The 26118-nt window shown below is 60.6% G+C and carries 34 protein-coding genes and 1 tRNA gene; 7 read left to right on the forward strand and 28 right to left on the reverse strand.

The annotated features are described in order from the left end of the window. Window positions 1-2: 2 nt before the first annotated feature. The 12 genes from ASF84_RS16680 to thrS all read right to left on the reverse strand — a co-directional run bounded on the left by ASF84_RS16680 (window position 3) and on the right by thrS (window position 10145). Entirely contained in the window at window positions 3-779 is a 777-nt protein-coding gene (locus tag ASF84_RS16680; protein WP_056839917.1) for an amino acid ABC transporter permease, read from the reverse strand. A 12-nt stretch (window positions 780-791) separates the two neighbouring features. Further along, window positions 792-1598, reverse strand: a complete 807-nt coding sequence (locus ASF84_RS16685) for an ABC transporter substrate-binding protein (protein WP_056839918.1) — start codon at window positions 1596-1598, stop codon at window positions 792-794. Window positions 1599-1674: 76 nt separating this feature from the next. Further along, entirely contained in the window at window positions 1675-2343 is a 669-nt protein-coding gene (locus tag ASF84_RS16690; RefSeq protein WP_056839919.1) for a GntR family transcriptional regulator, read from the reverse strand. 344 nt (window positions 2344-2687) lie between these two features. After that, window positions 2688-2764: transfer RNA gene (locus ASF84_RS16695), tRNA-Pro, on the reverse strand. A 91-nt stretch (window positions 2765-2855) separates the two neighbouring features. Further along, window positions 2856-3212, reverse strand: a complete 357-nt coding sequence (locus ASF84_RS16700; protein ID WP_056839920.1) for a MerR family transcriptional regulator — start codon at window positions 3210-3212, stop codon at window positions 2856-2858. After that, window positions 3193-3495, reverse strand: a complete 303-nt coding sequence (ihfA, locus tag ASF84_RS16705; protein WP_045490388.1) for an integration host factor subunit alpha — start codon at window positions 3493-3495, stop codon at window positions 3193-3195. Before ihfA ends, ASF84_RS16700 begins: the two co-directional genes overlap by 20 nt. Window positions 3496-3498: 3 nt before the next feature. Further along, window positions 3499-5877 (reverse strand): phenylalanine--tRNA ligase subunit beta, encoded by a 2379-nt coding sequence (gene pheT / locus ASF84_RS16710; protein ID WP_056839921.1) that lies wholly within the window; start codon window positions 5875-5877, stop codon window positions 3499-3501. 33 nt (window positions 5878-5910) lie between these two features. Further along, on the reverse strand, window positions 5911-6927 hold the full coding sequence (gene pheS / locus ASF84_RS16715) for a phenylalanine--tRNA ligase subunit alpha (RefSeq protein ID WP_056839922.1): 1017 nt from the start codon (window positions 6925-6927) through the stop codon (window positions 5911-5913). Between the two features lie 102 nt (window positions 6928-7029). Further along, window positions 7030-7386 carry a 50S ribosomal protein L20 gene (rplT, locus tag ASF84_RS16720; protein WP_056839923.1) on the reverse strand — a complete coding sequence of 119 codons (357 nt, stop codon included), beginning with the start codon at window positions 7384-7386 and terminating at the stop codon, window positions 7030-7032. A 30-nt stretch (window positions 7387-7416) separates the two neighbouring features. After that, the gene (gene rpmI / locus ASF84_RS16725; protein ID WP_056839924.1) at window positions 7417-7611 is read right to left on the reverse strand and encodes a 50S ribosomal protein L35; all 195 of its coding nucleotides are present in this window, start codon (window positions 7609-7611) and stop codon (window positions 7417-7419) included. A gap of 60 nt (window positions 7612-7671) precedes the next feature. Further along, entirely contained in the window at window positions 7672-8223 is a 552-nt protein-coding gene (infC, locus tag ASF84_RS16730; RefSeq protein ID WP_177339474.1) for a translation initiation factor IF-3, read from the reverse strand. After that, on the reverse strand, window positions 8223-10145 hold the full coding sequence (gene thrS, locus ASF84_RS16735; protein WP_056839926.1) for a threonine--tRNA ligase: 1923 nt from the start codon (window positions 10143-10145) through the stop codon (window positions 8223-8225). Before thrS ends, infC begins: the two co-directional genes overlap by 1 nt. A 361-nt stretch (window positions 10146-10506) precedes the next feature. On the opposite strand from thrS, the gene ASF84_RS16740 reads away from it, so the two are divergent. Then, window positions 10507-10806, forward strand: coding sequence for a hypothetical protein (locus ASF84_RS16740; protein ID WP_056839927.1), 300 nt, complete (start codon window positions 10507-10509; stop codon window positions 10804-10806). A 271-nt stretch (window positions 10807-11077) separates the two neighbouring features. Continuing rightward, window positions 11078-11290, forward strand: a complete 213-nt coding sequence (locus tag ASF84_RS16745; protein WP_056839928.1) for a cold-shock protein — start codon at window positions 11078-11080, stop codon at window positions 11288-11290. Window positions 11291-11360: 70 nt separating this feature from the next. On the opposite strand, the gene ASF84_RS16750 is transcribed toward ASF84_RS16745, so the two are convergent. After that, a complete protein-coding gene (locus ASF84_RS16750) occupies window positions 11361-11711 on the reverse strand; it encodes an I78 family peptidase inhibitor (protein WP_056839929.1) in 351 nt (116 codons plus the stop codon). 259 nt (window positions 11712-11970) lie between these two features. On the opposite strand from ASF84_RS16750, the gene ASF84_RS16755 reads away from it, so the two are divergent. Beyond that, a complete protein-coding gene (locus ASF84_RS16755) occupies window positions 11971-12165 on the forward strand; it encodes a hypothetical protein (RefSeq protein ID WP_056839930.1) in 195 nt (64 codons plus the stop codon). A gap of 3 nt (window positions 12166-12168) precedes the next feature. Here ASF84_RS16755 and ASF84_RS16760 read toward each other — a convergent pair whose 3' ends face one another. From ASF84_RS16760 to ASF84_RS16800, 9 genes are all read right to left on the reverse strand, one after another. After that, window positions 12169-13194, reverse strand: a complete 1026-nt coding sequence (locus ASF84_RS16760) for a nucleoside hydrolase (RefSeq protein WP_056839931.1) — start codon at window positions 13192-13194, stop codon at window positions 12169-12171. A gap of 19 nt (window positions 13195-13213) precedes the next feature. Then, window positions 13214-13618, reverse strand: a complete 405-nt coding sequence (gene rbsD / locus ASF84_RS16765; protein ID WP_056839932.1) for a D-ribose pyranase — start codon at window positions 13616-13618, stop codon at window positions 13214-13216. Beyond that, the gene (gene rbsK, locus ASF84_RS16770) at window positions 13615-14535 is read right to left on the reverse strand and encodes a ribokinase (protein WP_056839933.1); all 921 of its coding nucleotides are present in this window, start codon (window positions 14533-14535) and stop codon (window positions 13615-13617) included. Before rbsK ends, rbsD begins: the two co-directional genes overlap by 4 nt. Window positions 14536-14589: 54 nt before the next feature. Next, window positions 14590-15597 (reverse strand): LacI family DNA-binding transcriptional regulator, encoded by a 1008-nt coding sequence (locus ASF84_RS16775; protein WP_056839934.1) that lies wholly within the window; start codon window positions 15595-15597, stop codon window positions 14590-14592. Window position 15598: 1 nt separating this feature from the next. After that, window positions 15599-16594 carry an ABC transporter permease gene (locus ASF84_RS16780; protein WP_056839935.1) on the reverse strand — a complete coding sequence of 332 codons (996 nt, stop codon included), beginning with the start codon at window positions 16592-16594 and terminating at the stop codon, window positions 15599-15601. After that, window positions 16591-18141, reverse strand: coding sequence for a sugar ABC transporter ATP-binding protein (locus tag ASF84_RS16785; protein ID WP_056839936.1), 1551 nt, complete (start codon window positions 18139-18141; stop codon window positions 16591-16593). The genes ASF84_RS16780 and ASF84_RS16785 overlap by 4 nt, the downstream gene beginning before the upstream one ends. A 15-nt stretch (window positions 18142-18156) precedes the next feature. Next, window positions 18157-19116 carry a sugar ABC transporter substrate-binding protein gene (locus ASF84_RS16790; protein WP_056839937.1) on the reverse strand — a complete coding sequence of 320 codons (960 nt, stop codon included), beginning with the start codon at window positions 19114-19116 and terminating at the stop codon, window positions 18157-18159. Window positions 19117-19234: 118 nt separating this feature from the next. Beyond that, the gene (locus ASF84_RS16795) at window positions 19235-19636 is read right to left on the reverse strand and encodes a hypothetical protein (protein WP_156684260.1); all 402 of its coding nucleotides are present in this window, start codon (window positions 19634-19636) and stop codon (window positions 19235-19237) included. A gap of 87 nt (window positions 19637-19723) precedes the next feature. Next, the gene (locus ASF84_RS16800; RefSeq protein WP_056840184.1) at window positions 19724-19948 is read right to left on the reverse strand and encodes a YgdI/YgdR family lipoprotein; all 225 of its coding nucleotides are present in this window, start codon (window positions 19946-19948) and stop codon (window positions 19724-19726) included. Window positions 19949-20144: 196 nt separating this feature from the next. Here ASF84_RS16800 and ASF84_RS16805 point away from each other — a divergent pair, with 196 nt between their 5' ends. Together ASF84_RS16805 and ASF84_RS16810 are read left to right on the forward strand one after the other, a co-directional pair. Beyond that, window positions 20145-20396: a DUF1654 domain-containing protein gene (locus tag ASF84_RS16805; protein ID WP_056839939.1), complete on the forward strand. Its 252-nt coding sequence runs from the start codon at window positions 20145-20147 to the stop codon at window positions 20394-20396. 4 nt (window positions 20397-20400) lie between these two features. Beyond that, window positions 20401-21117 carry an endonuclease gene (locus ASF84_RS16810; RefSeq protein WP_056839940.1) on the forward strand — a complete coding sequence of 239 codons (717 nt, stop codon included), beginning with the start codon at window positions 20401-20403 and terminating at the stop codon, window positions 21115-21117. A gap of 34 nt (window positions 21118-21151) precedes the next feature. Here ASF84_RS16810 and map read toward each other — a convergent pair whose 3' ends face one another. The 5 genes from map to ASF84_RS16835 all read right to left on the reverse strand — a co-directional run bounded on the left by map (window position 21152) and on the right by ASF84_RS16835 (window position 23983). Beyond that, on the reverse strand, window positions 21152-21943 hold the full coding sequence (map, locus tag ASF84_RS16815; protein ID WP_082481648.1) for a type I methionyl aminopeptidase: 792 nt from the start codon (window positions 21941-21943) through the stop codon (window positions 21152-21154). Further along, window positions 21940-22182 (reverse strand): ParD-like family protein, encoded by a 243-nt coding sequence (locus tag ASF84_RS16820; RefSeq protein WP_056839942.1) that lies wholly within the window; start codon window positions 22180-22182, stop codon window positions 21940-21942. The genes map and ASF84_RS16820 overlap by 4 nt, the downstream gene beginning before the upstream one ends. A 67-nt stretch (window positions 22183-22249) precedes the next feature. After that, on the reverse strand, window positions 22250-22582 hold the full coding sequence (locus ASF84_RS16825) for a helix-turn-helix domain-containing protein (RefSeq protein WP_056839943.1): 333 nt from the start codon (window positions 22580-22582) through the stop codon (window positions 22250-22252). 85 nt (window positions 22583-22667) lie between these two features. Further along, window positions 22668-22865: a hypothetical protein gene (locus ASF84_RS16830; protein ID WP_056839944.1), complete on the reverse strand. Its 198-nt coding sequence runs from the start codon at window positions 22863-22865 to the stop codon at window positions 22668-22670. A gap of 92 nt (window positions 22866-22957) precedes the next feature. Next, window positions 22958-23983 carry an Ldh family oxidoreductase gene (locus ASF84_RS16835; RefSeq protein WP_056839945.1) on the reverse strand — a complete coding sequence of 342 codons (1026 nt, stop codon included), beginning with the start codon at window positions 23981-23983 and terminating at the stop codon, window positions 22958-22960. 194 nt (window positions 23984-24177) lie between these two features. Between ASF84_RS16835 and ASF84_RS16840 the strand changes: the two genes are divergently transcribed. Together ASF84_RS16840 and ASF84_RS16845 are read left to right on the forward strand one after the other, a co-directional pair. After that, window positions 24178-25185 (forward strand): FecR family protein, encoded by a 1008-nt coding sequence (locus ASF84_RS16840; RefSeq protein WP_056839946.1) that lies wholly within the window; start codon window positions 24178-24180, stop codon window positions 25183-25185. Window positions 25186-25385: 200 nt separating this feature from the next. Continuing rightward, window positions 25386-25784, forward strand: a complete 399-nt coding sequence (locus ASF84_RS16845; protein ID WP_056839947.1) for a hypothetical protein — start codon at window positions 25386-25388, stop codon at window positions 25782-25784. A 24-nt stretch (window positions 25785-25808) separates the two neighbouring features. On the opposite strand, the gene ASF84_RS16850 is transcribed toward ASF84_RS16845, so the two are convergent. Continuing rightward, complete coding sequence (locus ASF84_RS16850; protein ID WP_056839948.1) at window positions 25809-25997, reverse strand: hypothetical protein; 189 nt, start codon at window positions 25995-25997, stop codon at window positions 25809-25811. Window positions 25998-26118: the final 121 nt, after the last annotated feature.

Below are 26118 nucleotides of genomic sequence, written 5' to 3' on the forward strand. Positions count from 1 at the left end.
GGTTAACGTCCCCTCAGCAGTTTCAGGGTGCTACGACCGAACATACGGCTGGCCGCAGGTGGCGTTGCGCAAGGTCTGTCGGACCGGCCAACGCGGCTTTCCAGCCAGCGCTGAAAAAATCCCCACAGGGTGGTCAGCGTCAGGAAGTACAGCGCGACCACCAGGTACAACTCGAACACGCGGAACGTCGCCGACGTGATCATTTGCGTACTGAGCAGCAGTTCCTGTACACCGATCACGCTGACCAGCGTGGTGTTCTTGAGCATCACGTTGAACTCGTTGCCCAGCGGCGGCACGATCACCCGGAACGCCTGGGGCAGGACAATGCGCCGCATCAACTTGGCAAAGCCCATGCCCAGGGAACGTCCGGCTTCGTACTGGCCCTTGTCCACCGCGCCGATACCGGCACGGATAATCTCGGCCATATACGCGCCTTCATTGAGGCCCAGCGCAATGATCGCCGCCTGGATGTTGCCGGGGATGATCAGGCCGAACAGCTCGATATCCTCAAAGCGAAAAATCCCGCCCGCCGCCAGCGCCGTGTACAGAAACACGATCTGCACCAGCAACGGTGTGCCGCGCATCAGCCATACATAAAAGCGTACCGGCAGGTGCAACAGCGGATTGCTCGACAAGCGCAGCAGCGCCGCCGCCAGCCCCAGACTGCAGCCCAACAGCATCGCCAGCACGCTGATCAGGCACGTCAGCCACAGCCCGGTGAGGTACACCCCGCTGGGCTGCAACAGGTACTGCCAGAACACATCCCAATTGAAATTCATCGCCGGTTTGCCTCAGTCGAGTGTGTCGCTGCTGACATGCCATTTATTCAACAACTGCACGTAGCGCCCGTCGCTGCGCATGTCGCTGATGACCTGCTGCACGGCAGTAGTCAATTGCGGATCATCCTTGCGCATGCCCAGCCCGGTGAGGATGCGACTGAAGGCCGGCACGCCCTCCTGGAACAGCTCCGGAGCCATCGTGGCGTAATAGCCGGCGGTTTCAACCGTGGTGCCGTAGGCGTCGACCTGGCTGATGCGCAGCGCCTGGAAGGCATCGGTGTCGGTGTTGTAGACCACCAGCTTCATCGGTGGCTTGCCCGCCTTGGCGAGGCTTTCATTCCGGGCGTCCAGCAGGGTCTTGACGGTGGAGCCGTTGAGCACGGCGACCTTATGCCCGGAGAGATCATCCAGCGTCTTGATGCCCTTTGGATTGCCCTTGGGCACGACCACCGACTGGCTGGAATACATGTAGTTGACGATGTCGATCACTTCGCGCCGCTCGGGCTTGTCGAACAGTTGATCAACGATCATGTCGCACTGCCCGGCAAGCAAGGCCGGCACCAGACCCGAGAACGGAATCACCCGCCATTGCACCTGTTTGTTGTCCAGTTGCCTGGCAATTTCAAGCCCCAGGTCGACGGTGAGTCCCCGGGGTTTCTGGGCTTCGTCGAACGAAACCAGGGGCGGTGAATCCATCCCCGAGCAGTAGACGAGCTTGTCGACTTTCTGCAGACGCTCTGGCACCTGGGGCGCAGCAACGGCCCATTGTGCGCAAAGACCAAGAGAGACAGCGACCAGCAAGACGCTAGGTTTATGCATGACCAGACACTCCACTTCGTTGAATAACGGGGCAGGAATCGACGTCTAAACACGAGCGGGTTCGGACCCGCCTCTCCTATTGTTTCGATTGCAGAAATTGACTCAGCGCCGGCACGGTGCCTTCGATGTGCTCGCGCACCACGGCTTCGGCGCGGGCGGCGTCACCGGTGCGAATCGCGTCGAGGATCACGGCGTGTTCCTGCCGCGCGCTCAAGGGCTTTTCGCTGTGCTGTAACCACAAGCGCATGGGCGCTTCCACCAACGAGTACAGGGCCGAAATCTGCTTCATCAGGCGCGGGCGCCCGCTGAGGCTGCACAGGTATTCATGAAAGGCGCGATGACGGCGGACCCAGGCGGCACTCTCGTCGCGATAGTCATCCATCTCGTCCAGCAGGCGCTCAAGCGCTGCGAGCTGGCGCTCGTCAATGCGGCTGACCGCGACACGCACCGCCAGGCCCTCCAGCGCGCTGCGCATTTCGAACACTTCATGCAGCTCGTCGATATCGAGGCCGCTGACAATGGCGCCACGGTTGGGCCGCAGGGTTACCAGCCCCTGGGCGTCGAGGCGGCGAAAGGCTTCGCGTACCGGCATGCGGCTCATGCCGATCTCGCTGGCAATGTCTTCGGCGATCAGGCGGTCACCCTTGCGGTAGCGAGCGCAGCAGATTGCATCAAGGAGAAAGTTATAGGCTTCCTCCTCGGCCGTGAGGGGCTGACGGTCGATGTAGGCAGGGGCAAATTGCATGGGGCGGCACCTTTGTATTTTTGTATCCAATTATCCACGGATACAAAAGCAGGATGTGTGCCAAGGGGCTTGGTCGTGTGTTAACCAGTTGATTTAATTTGGATCTTTAGGCTGATTGCAGGGAGGACGCGAGAGTCGGGCAAGGTTATGTGCTACCAAATGGCGCAGCGGCTTCCCATTTTCGTGCAGGAAAGTAGCGGATGTGTGTTGAGGAGGCTGATCGAGGTGTGGGGGCTAATCGAAGTATCAAAAAGATTTCACAGTCACTTTTCGCGCTTTTTGCACACACACAAAAAAGCCGATCTAGCTGATCGGCTTAAGTGTCTGATTTTACTCAGGAATATTGGTCGGGACGGAGTGATTCGAACACTCGACCCCTTGCACCCCATGCAAGTGCGCTACCGGGCTGCGCTACGCCCCGACTCCGGTGTTGAAACGCTTCCCATGTTGCGGAAGTGGTGAGGAATATACCCTAAGCGTTTGAATTATGGAAGCATTTCGCCGAACTGATTTTATGCCTTGAGTAGATCCAGCACATCTTCAAGCTCGTTGATCATCTGCCGAATCATCTGCTTGTACTGCTGGGTATCGTCCTTGGGCTCGCCAGTGGTGAGGCGCAGGCGCGCCCCGCCAATGGTAAACCCCTGGTCATACAGCAGGCCGCGGATCTGGCGGATCATCAGCACATCCTGATGCTGATAATAACGACGATTCCCGCGGCGCTTGACGGGGTTGAGCTGGGGAAACTCCTGTTCCCAATAACGCAAAACGTGCGGTTTTACCGCGCAGAGCTCGCTGACCTCACCAATGGTGAAGTAGCGTTTGCCCGGTATGGGCGGCAACTCGTCGTTATGGCTTGGTTCCAGCATAAGCTTCAACTCGGGCTTTGAGTTTCTGCCCTGGACGAAAGGTTACGACACGGCGAGCTGTAATGGGGATTTCCTCCCCTGTCTTGGGATTACGACCCGGTCGCTGACGCTTGTCGCGCAGGTCGAAATTGCCGAAACCGGACAATTTGACCTGCTCGTTGTCTTCCAGCGCGTGTCGGATTTCCTCAAAGAACAGCTCAACCAGTTCCTTGGCTTCTCGTTTGTTCAGGCCTAGCTCATCGTACAGACGTTCGGCCATCTCAGCTTTCGTCAGAGCCCCCATACGTTATTTCCTTAACGTGGTGTTTAACCTTTCCTCAAGTGAGGTGAGGATTGCAAGCGTCGTTGCATTGACCTCATCGTCGTTAAGAGTGCGCGATGGATGCTGCCAGGTCAAGCCGACAGCGAGGCTTTTTCTATGCGGATCAATGCCTTTACCCTGGTACACATCGAACAGCCTGAGATCAGTGAGCCACTCGCCGGCATTTTCCCGGATCACCTCCAGCACGGCGCTGGCGGCCACGTCGCGGTCGGCCAGCAGTGCCAGGTCGCGGCGCACTTCAGGGAAGCGTGACAGCTCGTGGAATTTCGGCAGGCGGCCTTCGGCCACTTCAGCCAGCACCAGCTCGAAGACAAAGACCGGTCGATCCAGGCCCAGGTTCTTTGCCAGTTCCGGATGAATGGCACCCAGGTAGCCGACTTCGCGCCCGTCACGTTCGATCAAGGCCGTCTGGCCCGGATGCAGTGCCGGATGCTGGCCTGGCTTGAAAGTGAAGACATTCAGCGCACCGGCAAAACCCAGCACTGCTTCGACATCGGCCTTGACGTCAAAGAAGTCCACGACCTCGCGGCCCTGCGCCCAGCCTTCCGGCAGACGGCTGCCACACACCACACCTGCCAGCATCGGCTCTTGCTTCAAGCCATCGAGCTGGCCGACGAAACGCAGGCCGCTTTCGAACAGGCGGACACGATCCTGCTGGCGATTGAGGTTGTGTTGCAACGCCTTGACCAGGCCCGGCCACAACGAGGAGCGCATGGCGGCCATGTCGTTGGAGATCGGATTGGCCAGCAGCAGCGGCTGGACGCCCGGGCTGAACAGTTCGAACCACTTGGGATCGATGAAGCTGTAGGTGATCGCTTCCTGATAGCCACGCGCAACCAGCAGGCGACGCAGCTCCGGCAGCTCGCTACGGGCTTCGGCCCTGGCCTGCGGTGCCAGGCGCGCTTGCGGGTAGCGAACCGGCAGGCGGTTGTAACCGTACAGGCGTGCCAGCTCTTCGATCAGGTCGATTTCCAGACTGATATCGAAACGATGACTTGGCACGTTGACGAGCCACTCGCCTTCGGCCTGACGAGTCGGCGTCAGGTCAAGGGCGGCCAGCAGACGCTCGACTTCGCTTGCCTCGATGGCTAGGCCCAGCATCTGCTCGATGCGGTTGGCACGCAAGGTGATCGGCGCGATCGACGGCAGGTGCTGCTCGCTGGCGACCTCGACGACCGGACCGGCTTCGCCGCCGGTGATGTCCAGCAACAGGCCGGTGGCCCGCTCCATGGCTTCGCGGGCCAGTTGTGAGTCGACGCCGCGCTCGTAACGGTGCGAAGCATCGGTGTGCAAGCCGTAGGAACGGGCCTTGCCAGCGACGGAAATGGTGTCGAAGAAAGCACTTTCCAGGAAGATGTCCTGGGTCTTGGCGGTCACACCGCTGTGCTCGCCGCCCATCACGCCGGCGATGGCCAGTGCGCGCTGATGGTCGGCAATCACCAGGGTATCGGCACGCAGAGTGACTTCCTGGCCGTCGAGCAGGACCAGCTTCTCGCCCTCCTCGGCCATGCGCACGCGGATCCCGCCGTTGATTTCGGCCAGGTCGAACGCATGCAAGGGCTGACCCAGCTCCAGCATCACGTAGTTGGTGACGTCGACCGCGGCATCGATGCTGCGCACATCGGAGCGACGCAGGCGCTCGACCATCCACAGCGGCGTTGGCCGCGACAGGTCGACGTTGCGGATGACCCGACCCAGATAACGCGGGCACGCGTTGGGCGCCAGCACTTCGACCGGGCGCACTTCGTCATGGGCCACGGGCACTGCCGGCACCTGTACACGCGTAACAGGGGCGTCATACAGCGCACCGACTTCACGGGCCAGGCCAGCCACCGACAGGCAGTCGCCACGGTTCGGGGTCAGGTCGACTTCAATGCTGGCATCGTCCAGTTGCAGGTAGACGCGAATGTCTTCACCCACGGGCGCATCGTCCGCCAGTTCCAGCAGGCCGTCATTGCCCTCGCCCAGCTCCAGCTCGGCGGCCGAGCACAGCATGCCGTTGGACTCGACGCCGCGCAGTTTGGCCTTCTTGATCTTGAAGTCGCCCGGCAGTTGCGCGCCGATCATGGCAAATGGAATCTTCAGGCCAGGGCGCACATTCGGCGCGCCACACACCACCTGGAAAGTCTCGCCGCCATTGCTGACCTGGCAGACGCGCAGCTTGTCGGCGTCAGGGTGCTGCTCGGTACTCAGGACCTCCCCCACCACGACACCGGAGAAAATGCCGGCGGCCAGCGTCACGCTGTCAACCTCAAGACCGGCCATCGACAGACGAGCGACCAGCTCGTCACGGGATACCTGCGGGCTTACCCAGCCACGCAGCCATTGTTCACTGAATTTCATCCTGCTCTCCTGAAAGATTCGTTACGGGCCCGACTAGCGAAATTGCGCAAGAAACCGCAAGTCGTTGTCGAAGAACAGGCGCAAATCGTTGACGCCGTAACGCAGCATGGCCAGGCGCTCGACGCCCATGCCAAAGGCGAAGCCCTGGAATTGCTCAGGATCGATGCCGGACATGCGCAGCACGTTCGGGTGCACCATGCCGCAGCCCATGACCTCGAGCCAGCCGGTCTGCTTGCAGACCCGGCAACCCTTGCCGCTGCACATCACGCATTCCATATCCACTTCGGCCGACGGCTCGGTGAACGGGAAGTACGAAGGACGGAAACGCACGGCCAGCTCTTTTTCGAAGAACACGCGCAGGAATTCTTCGATGGTGCCTTTCAGGTCGGCAAAGTTGATATCACGGTCAACCAGCAGACCTTCGATCTGGTGGAACATCGGCGAGTGGGTGATATCGGAGTCGCTGCGATACACACGGCCTGGGCAGACGATGCGGATCGGCGGCTGCTGCGATTCCATGGTGCGGACCTGGACCGGCGAGGTGTGGGTGCGCAGCAGCATGTTCGCATTGAAATAGAAGGTGTCATGCATCGACCGGGCCGGGTGATGGCCTGGGATGTTGAGCGCCTCGAAATTGTGGTAGTCATCTTCGACTTCCGGGCCTTCGGCAATGCCGTAGCCGATGTGCGTAAAGAACTGCTCGATCCGTTCCAGAGTGCGGGTGATCGGGTGCAGACCACCGGTGGTCTGGCCGCGGCCCGGCAGGGTCACATCGATGCACTCGGCCGCGAGCCGGGCAGACAGCTCTGCCTCCTCGAACGACGCCTTGCGTGCATTGAGAACCTCTGTGACACGCTCCTTGGCAACGTTGATCAGGGCGCCGACTTTCGGGCGCTCTTCTGCAGGCAGGTTGCCCAGGGTCTTCATCACCTGGGTCAGTTCGCCTTTCTTGCCGAGGTAGTGAACCCGGATTTGCTCCAGGGCATTGATATCTTCGGCGCTTTGCACAGCCTCAAGAGCTTGGGAGACCAGCGCGTCCAGGTTTTCCATGTACAGACTCCAGATACGAAATAGGGGAAGAGCGCAGGCTCTTCCCCTATTTATGACGTTCAATACCGACCCTGGAAACCAGGGCCAGTGACTGTCGGGGACTTAGGCCAAAGTGGCTTTAGCTTTCTCGACAATCGCAGCAAACGCCGCTTTTTCGTTCACAGCCAGATCAGCCAGAACCTTGCGGTCGATCTCGATCGACGCTTTTTTCAGGCCAGCGATAAAACGGCTGTAGGACAGACCGTTGATACGCGCACCAGCGTTGATACGAGCGATCCACAGAGCGCGGAACTGACGTTTTTTCTGACGACGGTCACGGTAGGCGTATTGGCCTGCCTTGATAACCGCTTGCTTGGCAACACGGAACACACGCGAACGTGCACCGTAGTAGCCTTTTGCAAGTTTCAGAATCTTTTTGTGACGCTTACGGGCCATGACGCCACGCTTAACACGAGCCATGAGTTACTTCCTCTTAATTCTTGATCAAAATTAGCGCAGGCGGAGCATGCGCTCGACTTTTGCCACGTCAGACGCGTGCAGCTGGCTGCTTCCGCGCAGTTGACGCTTACGCTTGGTCGACATCTTGGTCAGAATGTGGCTCTTGAAAGCGTGCTTGTGCTTGATGCCGTTGGCGGTTTTCAGAAACCGCTTAGCTGCACCACTTTTCGTCTTCATCTTTGGCATGTTCGGATACTCCGCATTCAGTTGATAAACATAACCGCAAGGCCTGCCGTGCCCTGGTGGTTACTTCTTCTTTTTCGGGGCGATGACCATGATCAGCTGGCGTCCTTCCATCTTAGGATGCTGTTCGACGGCGCCGTATTCCACGAGGTCGGCTTCGACCCGCTTCAACAGCTCCATACCCAGCTCCTGGTGGGCCATCTCACGGCCGCGGAATCGCAAGGATACCTTGGCCCTGTCCCCGTCACTCAGGAAACGTACCAGGTTGCGCAGTTTTACCTGGTAATCCCCTTCCTCCGTCCCTGGACGAAACTTGATTTCTTTAACCTGGATCTGCTTCTGGTTTTTCTTCGCCGCAGCCACCTGCTTCTTCTTTTCGAAGAGCGATTTGCCGTAGTCCATGACTCGGCAAACCGGCGGTACTGCGTCGGCAGAAATCTCTACCAGGTCCAGTTTCGCCTCATCGGCGATACGAAGCGCTTCATCAATAGAGACGATGCCAATCTGCTCGCCATCAGCGCCAATTAACCGAACCTCGCGCGCCGAGATATTCTCATTGATCGGGGCTTTTGGTGCAGTTCGTTTATCTTGTCTCATATCACGCTTAATAGTAATTACTCCGAATCTTGGCGACCACGCCGGGAAACCGCTTGCGTAAGGAATTCAGCGAATTGGGCGACCGGCATCGAACCAAGGTCGGCACCTTCGCGGGTACGCACAGCGACGGTTTGCGTCTCTACTTCCCGATCCCCTATCACAAGGAGGTAAGGAACCTTGAGCAAAGTATGCTCGCGGATTTTAAAGCCGATTTTCTCATTTCTCAAGTCGGACTTGGCACGAAACCCGCTTTCGAGCAGAGTTTTTTCAACCTGCTGGGCAAAATCGGCCTGTTTATCAGTGATATTCATGATCACCGCCTGGGTCGGAGCCAGCCACGCAGGGAACGCGCCCTCGTAGTGCTCGATCAGGATGCCGATGAAGCGTTCGAACGATCCGAGGATCGCACGGTGCAGCATGACCGGGTGCTTGCGGCCGTTGTCTTCGGAGACATATTCGGCGCTCAAGCGGATCGGCAGGTTGAAATCGAGCTGCAGGGTACCACACTGCCAGACGCGGCCCAGACAATCCTTCAGGGAAAATTCGATTTTCGGGCCATAGAAAGCCCCCTCGCCCGGCTGCAACTGGTACGGCAGGCCGGCACTGTCCAGTGCGGCAGCCAGTGCACTTTCGGCGCGATCCCACAGCTCGTCGGAACCCACACGCTTTTCAGGGCGGGTCGACAGCTTGAGCTCGATGTCCTTGAAGCCGAAGTCGGCGTACACATCCAGGGTCAGCTTGATGAAAGCGGCCGACTCGGTCTGCATCTGCTCTTCGGTGCAGAAGATGTGTGCGTCGTCCTGGGTAAAGCCGCGTACACGCATGATGCCGTGCAGCGCGCCCGAGGGCTCGTTACGGTGGCAGGCACCGAATTCGGCCAGGCGCATCGGCAGCTCGCGGTAGCTCTTCAGGCCCTGGTTGAACACCTGCACGTGGCAAGGGCAGTTCATCGGCTTGATGGCGTAGTCGCGGCTTTCGGACTCGGTGGTGAACATGTTGTCGGCGTAGTTGGCCCAGTGCCCGGATTTCTCCCACAGGCTGCGATCGACCACTTGCGGGGTCTTGATCTCCAGGTAGCCATTCTCGCGCTGGATCTTGCGCATGTACTGCTCAAGCACCTGGTACAGGGTCCAGCCCTGCGGATGCCAGAACACCATGCCCGGCGCTTCTTCCTGGGTGTGGAACAGGCCCAGGCGCTTGCCGATCTTGCGGTGATCGCGCTTTTCGGCCTCTTCGATGCGCTGGACATAGGCTGCCAGCTGCTTCTTGTCGGCCCAGGCCGTGCCATAAACGCGCTGCAACTGCTCGTTCTTGGCATCTCCACGCCAGTAGGCGCCGGACAGCTTGGTCAGCTTGAAGGCCTTGAGGAAGCGGGTATTCGGCACATGCGGACCGCGGCACATGTCGACGTATTCTTCGTGGTAATACAGACCCATGGCCTGCTCGTCCGGCATGTCTTCGACCAGGCGCAGCTTGTAGTCTTCCTGGCGCGCGGCAAACACCTCGATCACTTCGGCACGCGGCGTCACTTTCTTGATGACGTCGTAGTCCTTTTCGATCAACTGCTGCATGCGCTGCTCGATCGCCGCCAGGTCATCCGGCGTGAAAGGGCGCTCGTAGGCGATGTCGTAATAAAAGCCTTCGTCGATCACCGGCCCGATTACCATTTTGGCGCTCGGGTACAACTGCTTGACGGCATGACCGACCAGGTGGGCGCAGGAGTGGCGGATGATTTCCAGGCCTTCCTGATCCTTGGGTGTGATGATCTGCAGGCTGGCATCGGTGCTGATCAGGTCGCTGGCGTCGACCAGCTTGCCGTCGACCTTGCCGGCGACGGTGGCCTTGGCCAGGCCCGCGCCAATGGACAGTGCGACATCGGCGACCGACACGGGGTGATCAAAAGAACGTTGGCTGCCGTCGGGAAGAGTAATGGTGGGCATGGCGCCTCCTCTCCTAGTGGTGACCCCTACCAAAGGTCACGTGGGTTGGGATGAGCCAGTACGCGATCCGGTGGTATGCCTGCCTCACAGTGGCAGGAGCCTTGAAGGCCAACCTTGAACCGAACCGGATGACTGGATTGTACGAAACCGGTTGTAACAAGCCCGCCGGCGTGCAAGGTCGCCCTGCAATGGGCAGACACACAATACGCAACAGGACGCGCATCCTAGCACAGCTCCCCGAATAGACACGTATCAGCCTGAAAATAGATCAAATTCATCTATCGGGCTGAACCGTCGAGCCTGAAGATCGTCAGAACAGGTGTCCCGATTTTCTACATACGTTCCAGTAAAGGAGAACACCATGAAGCTTCCAAGCCGTTCTGCACTTCTCTCCTGCCTGATCCTGGCCGCCCCGCTGGGCGCCCAGGCGGCCATGGACTCCACCACCCGCAGCGATTTCACCGAGCAATGCGTCAGCGCGGCCAAACAGCAGAAACTGGACGATAAAAGTGCCAAGGCCCACTGCGAGTGTGGCGCCAAACAGATCGATGCCAACTTCAGCGACAAGGACATTGCGGCCATGAACAACGCTTCTGCCGCCCCGGACCCTGCGCTGGCCAGCAAACTGCAGAAGCTGGTAGCGCAGCATTGCGTGAAATAAAAATCCGGCTAACATCCTGAGCAATATTTGACCGACACCTTCAAGGCCCTTTGATTACGGGGCCTTGGGCTCCTGCGACAGCCCTCTCGGACACCCCTGCGCGTGCCCCGCCACCTGCTTGTGGCGCAAGCGATATCGCACCGCAGCGCCCATCCCCGATAAAGTTTCTACCTAAATGGCGCGTCTTCCGTGCATTTGGACTATGATAGCGGCGTGTGCCCAGTTGGCCTGAGCAGCACGTTATTGAAATTCATGTTTCCGGAGATTCACCATGTCCAATCGCCAAACCGGCACCGTTAAATGGTTCAACGATGAAAAAGGCTTCGGCTTTATCACACCTCAAGGTGGCGGCGACGATCTGTTCGTACACTTCAAGGCGATCAAATCCGACGGCTTCAAGAGCCTGAAGGAAGGTCAGACAGTGACCTTCATCGCTGCGAAAGGCCAGAAAGGCATGCAGGCAGAAGAAGTCACAGTGGTCTGATTCACCGACCCTGCTGGCATAAAAAACCCCGTCATTCGTGACGGGGTTTTTTTATGCCTGGGCATCGGTATCAGCCACAGTTGACGCGGATGACCTTGCCTGTGGTATCGGTGTTGACGTTGACCCGCTCGGAGCGGTATTCAAGGGTTACCATGTCGTTGGGGCTGAGGATGCGGGCATCCATGGCGCCCGACTGGGTACGGACCTGATTAAGAAGCTCGAGCGTGGCTTGCTTGCCGACCGCAGACTGCGCGCCACTGGCATCGCAACGACCATCCCCGATCGAGCCTGACGCCGCCGGGGCTGCAGCCTCGGCAGTACGTGGCGCCTCGGCGGCAGGTGTCGGAGCAGACGTACTGCTGCAGCCTGCCAGTAACGATGTCACGGCGACAAAACCTAGTGTTGCGAATTTCCAGGGCATTACAGCCTCCTTTACCGATAAACAGATCAGACCCTTTGCGACCACGCCAGCACACAATGGTTGCACGTTGCAGTACAGGGAGCGCGAGTCTGCCTTAGCCTATCCGTCCAGGGGCCAGACAAATCGTCACAAAATATTAACCTGTGACCACACACCCGCGGCGTAAGTCGAAGTGCCAAAGTGCTCCAGCAATGGTTTACTGCACGCGCTCGACGAGCGTCGCGCAGCGGGTCGTTTTTCACACAGGATCTTTAGACACATGGCAACCGTATCCATAGAAGCGGATATCAAGGCCCGTTGGCCGCAGGGACAATGCGCACACAGCCCGGGCTCGGCAGAAGAACTCACCATCATCGCCATCGACCTGCTGGTCAAGGAACTGGGCACCGAAAGTGCCCACGCCTTTATCAGCCAGGTGCTGAGCCGTCATACGGCCTCAGCCACAACGGTCTGAGTCTTATTTCAAGCGGGCCAGGCGGCGGGTCAGAAGATCGAAGAACCCCTGGGCATCACCGTTTTCGACCCACAGCACGTTTTCGGGCTGCTTGAGGGTACCGTACCAGTCGGCGACGGTCTGACCGAAGCCGATGCCTTCGCGGCTATCGATGGCCATATGAATGCGCCGCCCGGTAAACAGTTCAGGCTGCAGCAGCCAGGCGATCACGCTGGCATCGTGTACCGGCCCGCCGGGCAGTCCGTAGTGCGCCATGTCGAGCTTGACGTATTCATTGAGAATATCCCCCACCCGCTTGCCCGCCTGATTATCCAGCGCTGCAATCTGCGCCAGGCGTGCCTCGCTGGTCAGGATCTTGTGGGTGACATCCAGAGGCACATAAGTCAGCCTGACGCCGCTATCGAGCACCACCTGGGCAGCATGCGGGTCGGCAAACAGGTTGAATTCGGCCGCCGGGGTAATATTGCCGCCGTTGAAATGCGCACCGCCCATCACCACCACCTCCTTGATGCCACGGGTGATTTCCGGCGCCTGGGTCAACGCCAGGGCCAGGTTGGTCTGCGGCCCGAGCATGGCGATGGTAATGCTGTGCGCCGGGGCCTGGCTCAAGGTGCGGATCAGGTAATCGACCGCATTGCCCTGGGCCAGGCCCTTGGCAGGCTCATACACCGTCACGCCCGGCAAGCCTTCCTGGCCATGCACGTTGTCGGCATAGATCGGCGTGCGCACCAGGGGCCGCGGTGCGCCGGCGTACACCGGCACCTCTTCGCGCCCTGCCCACTCGCGCGCCAGCCGCGCATTGCGCGAGGTTTTGTCCAGGCGCACATTGCCCGCCACGGTCGTGATGGCCAGCACATTGAGCTCTTCAGGCGAGGCCAGTGCCAATAACAATGCAACCACATCATCGGCGCCCGGATCGGTGTCGATGATCAGATCGCGCCTTTCAGCCCCCTGGACCGCTGCAGCTCCCAGCACAGACATCAGCACGACTCCTCTTAACAACCCATTTAACAGCGATATCCCTTTCATCCCACACTCCTTTTCCTTACTAGAACACCACTCCGGCCACCAGCGCCACGTTACTGTAGGGCTGGCACTCGCCGGTTCTTACAATGGCCTTGGCACGGCGGCTCAAGGCTTTCAACGCGTCATGGCTGATCCAGTCCGGCTGGCCCAACTGACCGTCGAGCTGCAAAGTCTCGATCATCTGCAACGCCGGCGGCCTGGCCTCGATCATTTCGCGGGCCAGCACATGGCTTTCGACCTCCATTTCACTGAGCACCACATCCAGCACCCCGACGAAATCCGGCACGCCACGGGTCAGCGCCAGGTCGATCAACTCGACACCCGGCGGCACCGGCATGCCGGCGTCGACGATCATCAGAATGTCGCCATGCCCCAGAGAGGCGATGACCCGGGACAAGGCAATATTGAGCAACGGTGTTTTCTTCATGGCGCCAGCAGCCTGTGCACGTCGTCCAGCGAGGGAATGGAAGGCTGCGCACCGGCACGCGTCACCGACACTGCGGCGGCCGCCTGAGCGAAACGCACGGCTTGCGCCTGCGTCTGGCCCTGCGCCAGTGCCGCCGCCAGTGCGCCAATGAAGGTATCGCCTGCAGCGGTGGTGTCGACCGCCTGCACAGGATGCGCCGGCAGATGCTCACAGGCCTGGACACCGGCCAGCAGTACGCCCTGCCCGCCCAGCGTCACGATCACATTGCGGGCCCCGGCCGCGAGCAGAACCTGGGCGGCAGTGGCGGCCGAGGCCGGCGAGTCCACGTTCAGCCCGGTCAGTACCTGAGCTTCACTCTCGTTGGGGATCAGGTAGTCGATCAGCGGGTACCAGTCATCCGGCAATGGCTGGCTGGCCGGTGCCGGATTGAGAATCACCGTACAACCCAGCTCGCGTGCCCGGCGCAGGCTGTGCAGCACGGTCGGTGCAGGCACTTCAAGCTGGCAGACCACCACCTTGGCGCCGGCCAGAAGCGCATCGAAGCGCTCCACCGAGGCAGGCAGCAATTGCCCATTGCCGCCTTCGACAATGACGATTGCGTTCTGGCTGTGCTGGTCGACCAGAATCGAGGCAATGCCGGTACTGACTCCCGGCACCTGGGTCACGCCCTGACAGTCGACGCCCTCGACCAGCAGCGCCTCGCGCAGTTGCTGGCCATAGGCATCGTCACCAACACAGCCGAGCATGGCCACCGTGGCCCCAAGGCGTGCGACCGCCACCGCCTGATTGGCGCCCTTGCCACCCGGCACGGTGGCAAACGACTCACCGACCAGGGTTTCTCCCGGACGTGGCAGCCGCGGCACGCGCACCACCAGGTCCATGTTCAGACTGCCTATTACCACTACTTGTGCTTGCATGATCGTGGCCAGGGTCCTGTCGATAATAGAGTTTCAAATAGGTTGTCATAACGATCAGGCATCACCTGATACCTTCGAGGTCGACTCGCGCACGACTACACGGGGCTCGACCCTGCGCTTTTCCACTGGCAAGGCCGGATTGGCGATGCGCCGCAGCAGCATGGCCGCTGCCGTTTCGCCCAGTTGCGTGATGGACTGGCCGACCGTGGTCAGTGCCGGATACACGTAGCGGCTGAGCTGGATATCGTCGAAACCAATGACCGACAGCGCCTGCGGCACGCGAACGCCCTGCTCGGCTGCGGCGCGCAATACCCCAATGCCGATCATGTCGTTGCCGGCAAAAATCGCCGTCGGCCGTTCGCCCTGCAACAGGCGTGCAGCGGCCTCGTAGCCGGCAGGGCTGGTGAAGTCGCTGTGTAGCGCCCAGTCGTCACGGGCCGGCAGGCCGGCCTGATGCAGCGCACGTCGATAGCCTTGCAGGCGCAACTCGGTCACCACGGTATGCCGGGGACCGGCAATGCAGGCAATGTGTCGATGGCCCAGATCAATCAGATGGCGGGTGGCCAGCCAGGCGCCCTGCTCGTGGTCGATCTGCACCAGATCCGCCTCCACGCCCTCCAGCTCGCGGTCGACGATCACCAGCGGCGTACGCACCGCCGACAATCCGCCTGCCATGCCCGCATCACCGTCGACCGAAGACACGATCAAGCCATCGACACGCTTCTCCAGCAGCACACGCAGGTAGCTGCGCTGTTTTTCCGGGTTGTCATCGGAATTGCACAGAATCACGCAGAAACCGTTGCGCTCGCAGTGGTCCTCGATGCCACGCGCCAGCTCGGCGAAGTACGGGTTGATGCCGTTGGGGATCAACAGGCCGATGGTCGCGGTCGCCTGGGCTTTCAGCGAGCGGGCCACGGCACTGGGCACATAATCGAGCTGCACGATGGCCGCCTCGACCTTGAGCCGTACCGCATCGCTGACCGGGCGCGTCTTGTTCAGCACATGGGACACGGTGGTATAGGAAATACCGGCCAGCGCCGCAACGTCCTTGATCGTCGCCATATCAGCCCTGCCGTTGTGCGCGATGACTGCGGTAGGTGTCGAGCACCACGGCAATCACGATGACCGCGCCAGTGATGATGCGCTTGGTCGGCTCCGTGGCGCCGATCTGCGCCAGGCCGGCCGCCAGCACCGAAATGATCAGCACGCCAAAAAACGTGCTGATGATCGAGCCCCGTCCGCCCATCAGGCTGGTCCCGCCGATCACCACGGCAGCGATCACTTGCAGCTCGAGGCCGGCACCGGCGTTCGGATCAGCCGCTTCCAGGCGGGAAATCTGGAACAGCGCAGCAACCCCGGCCAGCAAGCCCATCAGGGCGAACACCATGATCTTGTAGGGCTTGGGGTTGATACCGGCCAGGCGCACGGCCTCTTCGTTGGTGCCGATACCGATCAGGTAGCGACCAAACACCGTACGGGTCAGCACCGCCTGAGCAACGAAAATGACCAGCAAGGCGATCAGAAAGGACGGTGCGATACCAAAGGCGATGGGCTCCGACAGCCAGGCGAAGGCATCACCAATGTAGGCGGTGCGCGAGCCGGTCATCTGGTAAGCCAGCCCGCGCGCCATTTCCAGCACGCCCAGCGAGACGATGAACGACGGGATGCGCCAGGCCACGGTGATCGAGCCTGTCACGGCACCGGCCAGAGTGGCACAGGCGATGCCCAGCAAGGCGGCTGGAAATACGCTCCAGCCCCAACCCAGGATCGCGACACTGACCGCTGACGCCGCCAGCGCCAGCACCGAGCCCACCGACAGGTCGATGCCGCCGATGATCAGCACCAGCGTCATGCCCACGGCCAGCACCATCAGGTCGGGAATCTGGTTGGCCAGGGTGCTGAAGGTTTGATAAGACAGAAAGTGATCGCTGAGCGATGAAAACAGCACGATCATCGCCAGCAACGCACCCGCCAGGCCCAGGTAGGTGCCCAGGCCGAAATACTGGCCGCCGCGCCGAATGGGCAGCGACGGTGCCACGGAGTCTTTTGAAGGAGTCATTGCACATGTCCGCTTGCGGCCTGGCCATTTGGCACCGCTTGTTGTTGATAACCGGCAAAAGCCGCTGCCAGCAGTTGGTCCTGCGTCCAGTGCTCACGCTCGAAGGTGTCGATCAGTTTGCCGGCTGATAGCACCGCGATGCGGTCGCAGATCAGCATCAGTTCGCGCAGGTCGCTGGACACCACCACCAGCGCCCGCCCCTGGCGGGTCAGCTCGCCAAGCAGCGCATAAATATCGAATTTGGCCCCCACATCGATGCCACGGGTCGGCTCGTCGAACAGCATCACCGGGCAATCGCGCTCCAGCCAGCGACCGATCACCACCTTTTGCTGGTTGCCGCCCGACAATTGCGAGACAAGCTGCCCGGGACCGGCACAGCGAATGCGCATGGCCTCGACCTGACGCTGCGCCAATGCCTGCTCGCGCTGTGCACTGACCACCCCGCCACGGGCAATGCTGTGCATGTTGCCCAGCGCGACGTTGGCCGCAATCGACTGCGACAGCAGCAACCCTTCGCCCTTGCGGTCCTCGCTGATCAGCGCAATGCCGTGGCGCACCGCATCACTGGGCGAACCCAGCGTCACCGGGCGCAGCGGCTGGCCGAGCTCGACATGACCGCTGTCGGCGCGATCAGCGCCGTAGATCAGGCGCAACAACTCGGTGCGCCCCGAACCGACCAGGCCGGAAATGCCCAGGATTTCACCCTGGCGGACCTCGAACGAGACACTGTCGACCTTGCCCCTGCGACTCAGTCCCTTGACCGACATGGCCACAGGCCCCATTTTCCGGGGCCCCAGGTCCAGGTGCTCACCTATCTCACGGCCGACCATCAAGGTGACCAGTTGCTGGCTGTCATAGCGGCTCATGGGCTCGATACACACCAGCCGGCCATCACGCAGCACGGCAATGCGCTGGGCGATGCGGGCCAGCTCTTCAAGCCGATGAGAGATATAGATGATCGAGACGCCATCGGCCTGCAGCCGGGCGATCTGCTCGAACAGCCTCTCGACCTCGCGCGCGGTAAGCATTGCCGTCGGCTCGTCCAGGATCAATACACGGCAATCGCCAATCAGGTTGCGGGCAATTTCCACCATTTGCTGGTGACCGATCCCCAGCTCCCCGACCGGTGTATCCGGGTCGATGGCCTCAAGGCCGACCCGGGCCATGGCCTGGACCGCCTGCTGGCGCAGGCGCTTGCGGTCGATCCAGCCCAGCCGCCCCGGCAACTGGTCGAGAAACAGGTTCTCGGCCACACTCAGGGTCGGCAGCAGGTTGAGTTCCTGCATGACCATGCGCACCCCGAGCTTTTCCGCTGCAGTACGACTGGCGGGCTGCCAGGGCAGGCCCATGAACTGCATCTGCCCGGTGCTGGGCGTCACCAGTCCGCCAATAATCTTCGACAAGGTGCTCTTGCCCGCGCCGTTTTCACCGGTCAGGGCCAGCACCTCGCCACGCAGCAGGGTCAGGTCGATATCGGCAATCACCGGCTGGGCGTATGTCTTGCCAATGCCGTGCACCGACAGCACAACCTCTGGGGGCGTCGTCATGAAGGAGTCTCGCCTTTACTGTGGCTGGGTAACCAGTTCGACAGGCGTCTGGATCACGCCCTCGACGCTGCCCAGTGCCTCACCCTTGATCGACTTGAGTGCTGCCTCAATGCCGAACACAGCCTGACGGGCAGCAAACTGATCGGCAGTGGCCAGGATGCGACCGTCCTTGAGCATCGGCTTGATGGCATTGATATTGTCGTAACCGACGATCATGACCTTGCCGGTCTTGCCAGCGGCGCGTACGGCCGAGACGGCGCCCAGGGCCATGCTGTCGTTACCGGCCAGCAGCGCCTTGAGGTCGGGGTATTCATTGAGCATGGCCGAGGCGACGGCGTTGCCCTTGTCGATTTCCCAGTTGCCCGACTGCACGGAGACGACCTTGATCTGCGCCGCCTGCATGGCATCCTGGAAGCCTGCGGTACGCTGCTGGGCATTGGTGGTGGTCGGCACGCCTTCGATGATGCCGACCTGATCACCGGCTGCCAGCTTCTTCGCCAGGTAGTCGCCGACCAGTTGCGCGCCTTTGCGGTTATCGGGACCGACGAAAGCCACCTCGATGTTCTTGCTCTTGAGCACACCGGCATCGAGCTGGTTGTCGATATTGATTACCTTGATCCCGGCGTCCATGGCTTTCTTGAGCACCGGCACCAGGGCTTTGGAGTCGGCCGGCGCAATGACCAGGGCATCGACCTTAGAGACGATCATCTGCTCGACGATACGGATCTGGCTGGCGGTGTCGGACTCATCCTTGATGCCATTGGAAATCAGGTCGAACTGATCGGCGTGTTCTTTCTGGTAGGCCTTGGCGCCGTCTTCCATGGTCAGGAAAAATTCGTTGGCCAGGGATTTCATGACCAGCGCGACCTTGGGCTTATCAGCGGCCTGGGCCTGGAAGGATAGCAGCGGGGTCAGTGTGGTGGCCGTGGCGAACAAGGCAACAGCGAGCAAGCGTCCAGCGAAGGGCAGCTTCATGGGTGTCTCCGATTCTTGTGATTATTGTTGGGTCGCGCGCTGGGTCGGTGACTAAAATCGACACGCAAACGTTTGCGAGACCCTCACTATCGAAGCGAATCCCGGTTTTGTCAACTTTTCAGACGTGCGCGCTGAGCACGGCCGCAGGTTTGTTCAGGGCCGTGATCAGCAGGCCGGAGACCAACTGGATATCACTGTTGGCCAACATCACTTGGCGTTGCAGGCTGAGAATGCGCGGCAGACGCACCACATCGGGCTGCACCGACTTGAGCGCCTCACGCAGTTCCTGACGCAACTTGCGCAAGTGCTCATGCAGCTCGGCCAGACGATCAACCAGTGTGTCGACCACCGGCCCCATGCCGGAGCCGTTCTGTTTTGCAGGTTTGCTCGACACGCCCTCCAGCGTCAACGGCGTGCGCGCGCTTGCGTGCTCGTCATCGACCTGCGGCGTCTGGCCGACCGCCCCGCTCGGGTGGGCAAGGGTTACAAAAGATGCTGGCAGCCCAATGGACAGCGACATGATCGTTCCTCTGATGAATTCCAGTCCTGTCAGGGGATCGGCCGCCAGCGTCATTTCTTCACGACCGTTGAGCGCCAGCCTGCGGCCTCAATCCTCGGGCTTGACCGTCGCGACCTCGTCGGCACGCACCCGGATACGCTTGCCGGCTATATCGGTGAACTCGTAAAACCCGTCTGCCGTGCGAGTGCGCGGGGCATCTTCGGTGACGTATTGCGTGCCGTTCTGCAAGGTCACCACCGTAGGCGAAGAACAACCTGTCAGGCTTGCGCCCACCAGAGCCAGCACTGCCAGAATCCGTATCGATGTATTCATGAGCATTCACCCCAAGCTCCGGCACCACGCCGGGATAGCACACAGATTAACCTGTGCCGGGACATTTGCCGACCTGCCGGCGAGAGCGTCCACCGCTGAGCGCAATCGCTGGCCAAGTCATTGATTCACGACAGGGTTGCGAAACTTGCAAAGCTGAAATACTGTACACCCATACAGATAACCAGGAGGCTACACCGTGGCCAAAAAAAGCGCAGCGCCCCCTTCTCCCCCCAGTTCCTACGAGCGCCTGGGTCTTCGCATCCAGAAGATCATCAACGCGCCTGCCGCGCAAAAGGCCAGGTCCGCCCTGATCACCCGGCACCCCGACGAATTGGAAGACGACTGGGCACAATTGCTCGAAGAAATCGCCGAAAACGATAACGTCACCCTCGCCTGGCGCGACGACGGAGGCGTACAGATTTTCTGGACCGTGCCCAAGGAAGACTGAGGCAATGACCGTCGGATTGGGCACCCTGCTGCGTGCCACCCTGCTTATCGGCGTGCCCCTGGGGGGGCTTGCGCTGAATGCGCACGCCCAGGCGCCGCGCACGTTCAGTGAAGCCAAGACCATCGCCTGGAAACTCTACGCACCACAGTCCACCGAGTTTTATTGCGGCTGCAAGTACACCGGCAACCGCATCGACCTGGCCAGCTGTGGTTATGTACCGCGCAAAAACCCAAAGCGGGCGCAGCGCATCGAGTGGGAGCACATCGTTTCGGCCTGGCAGATCGGCCATCAACGCCAGTGCTGGCAGAACGGCGGTCGCAAGAACTGCTCACGTCACGACAAGCCTTTCCAGCTCGCCGAGGCCGACTTGCATAACCTGGTGCCCAGCATTGGCGAAGTGAATGCCGATCGCAGCAATTTCAGCTTTGGCTGGGTGGCCGAGCAGAAAAACCAGTACGGCACCTGCCAGACGCACGTGGATTTCAAGACCCGCAAAGTCATGCCCCGGGCCTCGATTCGCGGCATGGTTGCACGCACCCACTTCTACATGAGCAAGCACTACAACCTGCGCCTGTCACGGCAGGACCAGCAGCTCTATCAGGCTTGGAACAAGACCTACCCGCCACAAGCCTGGGAGCGCCAGCGCAACCAGCGTGTGGCGTGTGTGATGGGACGTGGCAACGAGTTTGTCGGACCGGTCAACCTGAACGCCTGCCGTTGAACGCGACCGCCCGGCCAGAGGCCGGGCGACCTGCTCAGATGGCCGGGTAGTCCCCCGTACCCTCAGGCCAGGGTGTCAGCAACTCAAAGCCGGTCTCGGTCACCGCGACCATGTGCTCCCACTGTGCCGACAGCGACAAGTCGCGGGTCAACACCGTCCAGCCATCATCCAGTGTACGGGTGCCAGGCTTGCCGGCATTGATCATCGGTTCAATGGTGAACACCATGCCCGGCTTGAGCTTGAGCCCCTTGCCTGGTGCGCCGTAGTGCAATACCTGGGGCTCGTCGTGATAAACCTGGCCAATGCCATGCCCGCAATACTCGCGCACCACACTGAAGCCTTCACGGTGCGCCACGGTCTGGATGGCATGACCAATATCGCCCAGCGTCGCACCGGGGCGCACGGCATGGATACCGGCACGGGTCGCCTCATAAGTGGTATCGACCAGTCGCCTGGCCAGCGGACTGACCTCCCCCACCAGGTACATGCGACTGGTGTCGCCGTACCAGCCATCCTTGATGATCGCCACGTCGATGTTGACGATATCGCCGTCCTTGAGCACATCGGTGGCCGAAGGAATGCCATGGCACACCACGGCATTGGGCGAGATGCAGGTGGTCTTGGTAAAGCCGTGATAGCCGACGTTGGCCGGAATCACTTTCAGCTCTTCGACGATATAGCGATTGCAGATATCGTCCAGCGCCTCGGTGCTGACCCCGGCCTTGACGTGGGGCTTGATCATGGCCAGCACTTCGGCTGCAAGCCGACCGGCGATGCGCAGCGCCACCAGGTCCTGCTCGCTCTTGAGGGGTACACCGCGGCTCATGATGCCACCCGCTCGGCTGCCGCCATATCCAGCAACTGGACACCCAGGACCACGCCCTGGCTGTTTTCAGCCTTGAGCAGCAATTGACAGATGTCGCTGTAGGCCAGTGTCGGATTGAGCTCGGCCAGCATGCCGACCCGCATCCAGTGCTCGGCCTGAGCGTTGATTGATCGACTCAAGGCGGCACTGGCGGTGCGCACATTGGCATGCATATGTTCGGAAATTTTAACCAGACCCATGTTTGACCTCTCGCTGAATATACAAAGCATATACGTTTCGTATATTCACGAACAAGCATGGAATGTCTTATTGCTCAAGTACACCCTCGGACAATGCCGAGGCCAGCACACTGATAGCGTGCTTCTGCGTCGGCGCCAACGAACGAAAACGGGTAATCACCTCGCGCTCGGCCCCCGACAGCATGTCCAGTTCCAGAGGCGTGCGCCTGCCTGAGATCAGGTAAAGCACATCCACCCCGTGTTGCGAAAGCGCAACCAGATAAGCAGAACGTGGAATACGAACAGCGCTTTCGTACATCGCCTGGGCATTGGCTTCAACGCCACCCAATGCCGCGAATTTCTGTTGAGTGAGCCCCAGCGCCCGGCGTTCCTGCCTCAAGCGCGTGGCAAAAGAGTTCATGCAAGTGTCCCTCGAACCGGGCAATACTTACACCATAGCCTGCACCCGCGCGGATTTTAAAGGCTCTGAAACAGCCCTCTCGGGCTTACTCCATGGCCAGCATCAGGCGTGGCTCATTGACGATACGGCGGGTACGATCCGGGATTGAAGCAGCAGCCTCGCAGGCACTGAAACGACGCAGGGCAGCTGCGAGCGCCAGGAAATCCTCGCGCTGCATTTCTTCGAAATTAGCTGCCCGCCGCTGGGCAATCGGTGTATTTTTTTGCACAGAATCAAGAGACATGGTCACAACTCCTTTAAACACTGTATGCACATACAGTATTAGGATCGTGACGCCTGCGCAAGCCTGCATGCGACGAACGGCCCGGGCATCTGTCAGCCAGGACGGGTCAGCTCACCCAGTTGCGCCCACTCGGCGTCTGCCATCTCGACACCTTCACGCAATGAGCGGGCGCGCTCCACATAGCGCCGATCACCCGGCATGCGCGCCTGCCCCACGCCGTGCAGTTGCCGCACCAGGGTTTCGCTGCGCTCGGCAAATGCCTGGCCGCTGCCGCGGTCAGGATCGATCACAATCAGCAATTGCCCGGTCCAGGGCGTTTTCGCCCCCGGATGCTGCGACCAGTCGAATTCGAAGGAGAAATTCCCTCCGGTGATGCCCGCTGCCAGCAGCTCGACCATCATCGACAATGCCGACCCCTTGTGACCGCCAAATGGCAGCAAGGCGCCGCCATCAAGGATGGCCTGGGGGTCAGTCGTCGGCAGGCCGGCGGCATCCACCCCCATGCCGTCCGGCAGACAATGCCCTTCGCGGGCTGCAATCTGCACATCGCCATGGGCAATGGCGCTGGTGGCCATGTCGAACACCAAGGGTTCACCGCCGGCACGCGGCGCGGCAAAGGCAATCGGATTGGTGCCAAACAACGGCTTGTGCGCACCGTGCGGCACGACGCACGTCATGCTGTTGACCAGGCTCAGCGCCACCAGCCCCTGCTCGGCAAACGGCTCGACATCCAGCCACAGCGCGGCGAAGTGATGCGAGTTGCGGATGGCCAGGATCGCGATGCCCGCCTCGCGGACCTTTTCGATCAGCAAGGGGCTGGCCGCTTCAAGGGCTGGCTGGGCAAAGCCATTGGCGGCATCGACACGCACGAACGCGGCTCCCACATCTTCGACCACCGGCAGCGCCTGGCCATCGACCCAGCCACTGGCCAGGGTCGAGAGATAGCCTGGAATCCGAAAGGTGCCATGGCTATGGGCACCGTCGCGCTGGGCACTGGCACAGTTGTGCGCCAACACCCGGGCGACCTCGGGGGCGGTGCCATGGGCCAGAAAAATCTGGCGCAGGCGCTCGACAAGGTCTGCAAAGGGCACTCTCAGGGTCGGGGTCGATACGGACATGCGGGGCTCCACTGCGGGAAAAGGTCGGAAACAGACAGTTCTTGACGCCAGAAAACCTGCATTTTCCGGGTATTGGATGAGAGCGTCTGGCATTTACACAAAAATGCAACCTGATGTGATCGCTATTGGTTATCCATTGTTCTCACTCGTCAATAGCCAGAGGTAGAATCCTTCACGGCACCAGCGGAGACCCCATGAGCCCGACCACGTCCAGTCCAGTCAACGACGACACGATTACCGAGACCGCCGCGCAGTGGTTCATGCGCTTGCAGGATGAGGACTGCACGGACGCCGAGCGCAGCACCTTTGCGCAATGGCTGACCGCCGACCCGCGCCATGCCCGCGAATACGAAGCCATGCGCGCCACCTGGCAGGCCTGCGATGGTCTGACACCCGCACTCGGTCCTTCGGCCATACCCGCGACCGCACGGCCATCAGGATCGCGTGGGTACAGACGTGCCTTCGGCCTGGCCGCATTTGCAGGTGCGCTGACACTGGCACTGGGCATCGGCTGGAACATGGGCTGGGTGCCTTCGGAGTACACCACCTATGAAGCGGACAGCGCGAGCCGGCTGGTTACCCTGCCCGATGGCAGCCGGGTAGAGCTGAACACCCGCACGCAGATAAGTTACTTGCGCTACAAGGACCGACGCATCGTCAACTTCGGCAAGGGCGAGGCCTTCTTCGAGGTGGCGCACGATGCGCTCAAGCCTTTCGTGGTACAGGCCGGCAAAGGCAGCATCCAGGCCACCGGCACACGTTTCAATGTCTGGATGTACGAAGATCAGGTCAATGTGATTCTCGTCGAGGGTTCCGTGCTGGTGCTGGGTGACCGGGCCCAACCGGGTCGCAGCCTGAGCCTGATGCCCGGTATGCAGGCGTATTACCGTGGCAACGAGGCTCAGCCGCAAGCCAGCCAGATCAAGGCCGGCGATGCCAGCCTGGCCTGGCGCTACGGCAAGCTGGTATTCAACGACCTGCCCTTGCGCCAGGCCTTGCCGTTGATCAACCGCTACCTGCCCGCCCCGGTCATGCTGGGCGACAATGCCACGGGCGACCTGCGCCTGGGCCTGAGCTACAACATCAGCGAGATGCCTCGCCTGCTGACTTCGCTGCCCCAGGTGCTGCCCGTGCGCGTCACGCTCAACGAGCAGGGCCAACCGGTGCTGCACAAACAATCAAGAGCGACCCAGAAGCGCTGATTTGCTCATACCCTGAAACAACCTTAACTTTTCTTCATGATTGCCTGAAAAGCCTGTGCTTGAGGGCTCCCGGATGTATTGACAGGCATTTTGACGGCCTGCGGCCTAACTTTTTTGCCGTGGAGGATGAGGTTTTTTTGCGCTCGCTCGTCTTATTAGATGTGAACCGCAATAAACCAGGCCCGAAAAGGAGTTTGTGCATGCTCAATCGTCAAGGAATCACCACCCGCACCTTGCTGCGACAGAACGCTATCGCCGCCCAGGCCCAGCTACCAGCGCCCGCCGCCGAACACGACCGTGCCGGTAACGAGCACATCCGCGCCCTGCTGAAGAACTTCGGGCTGCGCACCAGCCTGGTCCGCCTCAAGGTCCTCGACACCCTGCTGATCGCCAGCCAGGAAGGCCAGCCACTGGGTGTGCGTGGCATTCATAGTCATCTGCTGCGCGTGGATGTACCGCTGTCGTTTTTGAGCGTGCGCGAAGTGCTCAAGCGCCTGTGCGATGAAGGGGTCATCATCCTGGGGGCCGACAAGGCCTACACCCTGCACCCCCAGGCCTTGCAGTGGCTCGACAACAATGACAACCAGCCCGCTCAATGAGCGGGCCTGCATTGCGTTCAATGATCAGCGCTTGACCTTGCGACGCATCACGCCGTTGAGGATGACCACCAGCACCGCTACGCCGATCGCGATGTACTGGAAGGTCTGCTCGGTGATGGTGCCGGCTTTCTGCAAATGGGTAAGGCCCAGCATGATTGCCAGTACCGACAAGGCAATCAGAACCGAATAGATCAAGCGTTGTTTATTGCTCATGACATTTTCCTGAATTCAACATGATCAGCCTCTGGCTGCGCGAAAGCGCGACCATGTTACGCCGATCTGCCCTTGATGGCATCGCCCAAAGCCCGGCCCCTTCTTCGCGACGCCTGCCTGC

Source organism: Pseudomonas sp. Leaf127 (genome assembly GCF_001423155.1).
Taxonomy (GTDB): domain Bacteria; phylum Pseudomonadota; class Gammaproteobacteria; order Pseudomonadales; family Pseudomonadaceae; genus Aquipseudomonas; species Aquipseudomonas ovata.

Bases quoted from the DNA above. Each gene is read 5' to 3' on its own strand.
- ASF84_RS16680 (WP_056839917.1), bottom strand. From the start codon at position 779: ATGAATTTCAATTGGGATGTGTTCTGGCAGTACCTGTTGCAGCCCAGC.
- ASF84_RS16685 (WP_056839918.1), bottom strand. From the start codon at position 1,598: ATGCATAAACCTAGCGTCTTGCTGGTCGCTGTCTCTCTTGGTCTTTGC.
- ASF84_RS16690 (WP_056839919.1), bottom strand. From the start codon at position 2,343: ATGCAATTTGCCCCTGCCTACATCGACCGTCAGCCCCTCACGGCCGAG.
- ASF84_RS16700 (WP_056839920.1), bottom strand. From the start codon at position 3,212: ATGCTGGAACCAAGCCATAACGACGAGTTGCCGCCCATACCGGGCAAA.
- ihfA (WP_045490388.1), bottom strand. From the start codon at position 3,495: ATGGGGGCTCTGACGAAAGCTGAGATGGCCGAACGTCTGTACGATGAG.
- pheT (WP_056839921.1), bottom strand. From the start codon at position 5,877: ATGAAATTCAGTGAACAATGGCTGCGTGGCTGGGTAAGCCCGCAGGTA.
- pheS (WP_056839922.1), bottom strand. From the start codon at position 6,927: ATGGAAAACCTGGACGCGCTGGTCTCCCAAGCTCTTGAGGCTGTGCAA.
- rplT (WP_056839923.1), bottom strand. From the start codon at position 7,386: ATGGCTCGTGTTAAGCGTGGCGTCATGGCCCGTAAGCGTCACAAAAAG.
- rpmI (WP_056839924.1), bottom strand. From the start codon at position 7,611: ATGCCAAAGATGAAGACGAAAAGTGGTGCAGCTAAGCGGTTTCTGAAA.
- thrS (WP_056839926.1), bottom strand. From the start codon at position 10,145: ATGCCCACCATTACTCTTCCCGACGGCAGCCAACGTTCTTTTGATCAC.
- ASF84_RS16740 (WP_056839927.1), top strand. From the start codon at position 10,507: ATGAAGCTTCCAAGCCGTTCTGCACTTCTCTCCTGCCTGATCCTGGCC.
- ASF84_RS16745 (WP_056839928.1), top strand. From the start codon at position 11,078: ATGTCCAATCGCCAAACCGGCACCGTTAAATGGTTCAACGATGAAAAA.
- ASF84_RS16750 (WP_056839929.1), bottom strand. From the start codon at position 11,711: ATGCCCTGGAAATTCGCAACACTAGGTTTTGTCGCCGTGACATCGTTA.
- ASF84_RS16755 (WP_056839930.1), top strand. From the start codon at position 11,971: ATGGCAACCGTATCCATAGAAGCGGATATCAAGGCCCGTTGGCCGCAG.
- ASF84_RS16760 (WP_056839931.1), bottom strand. From the start codon at position 13,194: ATGAAAGGGATATCGCTGTTAAATGGGTTGTTAAGAGGAGTCGTGCTG.
- rbsD (WP_056839932.1), bottom strand. From the start codon at position 13,618: ATGAAGAAAACACCGTTGCTCAATATTGCCTTGTCCCGGGTCATCGCC.
- rbsK (WP_056839933.1), bottom strand. From the start codon at position 14,535: ATGCAAGCACAAGTAGTGGTAATAGGCAGTCTGAACATGGACCTGGTG.
- ASF84_RS16775 (WP_056839934.1), bottom strand. From the start codon at position 15,597: ATGGCGACGATCAAGGACGTTGCGGCGCTGGCCGGTATTTCCTATACC.
- ASF84_RS16780 (WP_056839935.1), bottom strand. From the start codon at position 16,594: ATGACTCCTTCAAAAGACTCCGTGGCACCGTCGCTGCCCATTCGGCGC.
- ASF84_RS16785 (WP_056839936.1), bottom strand. From the start codon at position 18,141: ATGACGACGCCCCCAGAGGTTGTGCTGTCGGTGCACGGCATTGGCAAG.
- ASF84_RS16790 (WP_056839937.1), bottom strand. From the start codon at position 19,116: ATGAAGCTGCCCTTCGCTGGACGCTTGCTCGCTGTTGCCTTGTTCGCC.
- ASF84_RS16795 (WP_156684260.1), bottom strand. From the start codon at position 19,636: ATGTCGCTGTCCATTGGGCTGCCAGCATCTTTTGTAACCCTTGCCCAC.
- ASF84_RS16800 (WP_056840184.1), bottom strand. From the start codon at position 19,948: ATGAATACATCGATACGGATTCTGGCAGTGCTGGCTCTGGTGGGCGCA.
- ASF84_RS16810 (WP_056839940.1), top strand. From the start codon at position 20,401: ATGACCGTCGGATTGGGCACCCTGCTGCGTGCCACCCTGCTTATCGGC.
- map (WP_082481648.1), bottom strand. From the start codon at position 21,943: ATGAGCCGCGGTGTACCCCTCAAGAGCGAGCAGGACCTGGTGGCGCTG.
- ASF84_RS16820 (WP_056839942.1), bottom strand. From the start codon at position 22,182: ATGGGTCTGGTTAAAATTTCCGAACATATGCATGCCAATGTGCGCACC.
- ASF84_RS16825 (WP_056839943.1), bottom strand. From the start codon at position 22,582: ATGAACTCTTTTGCCACGCGCTTGAGGCAGGAACGCCGGGCGCTGGGG.
- ASF84_RS16830 (WP_056839944.1), bottom strand. From the start codon at position 22,865: ATGTCTCTTGATTCTGTGCAAAAAAATACACCGATTGCCCAGCGGCGG.
- ASF84_RS16835 (WP_056839945.1), bottom strand. From the start codon at position 23,983: ATGTCCGTATCGACCCCGACCCTGAGAGTGCCCTTTGCAGACCTTGTC.
- ASF84_RS16840 (WP_056839946.1), top strand. From the start codon at position 24,178: ATGAGCCCGACCACGTCCAGTCCAGTCAACGACGACACGATTACCGAG.
- ASF84_RS16845 (WP_056839947.1), top strand. From the start codon at position 25,386: ATGCTCAATCGTCAAGGAATCACCACCCGCACCTTGCTGCGACAGAAC.
- ASF84_RS16850 (WP_056839948.1), bottom strand. From the start codon at position 25,997: ATGAGCAATAAACAACGCTTGATCTATTCGGTTCTGATTGCCTTGTCG.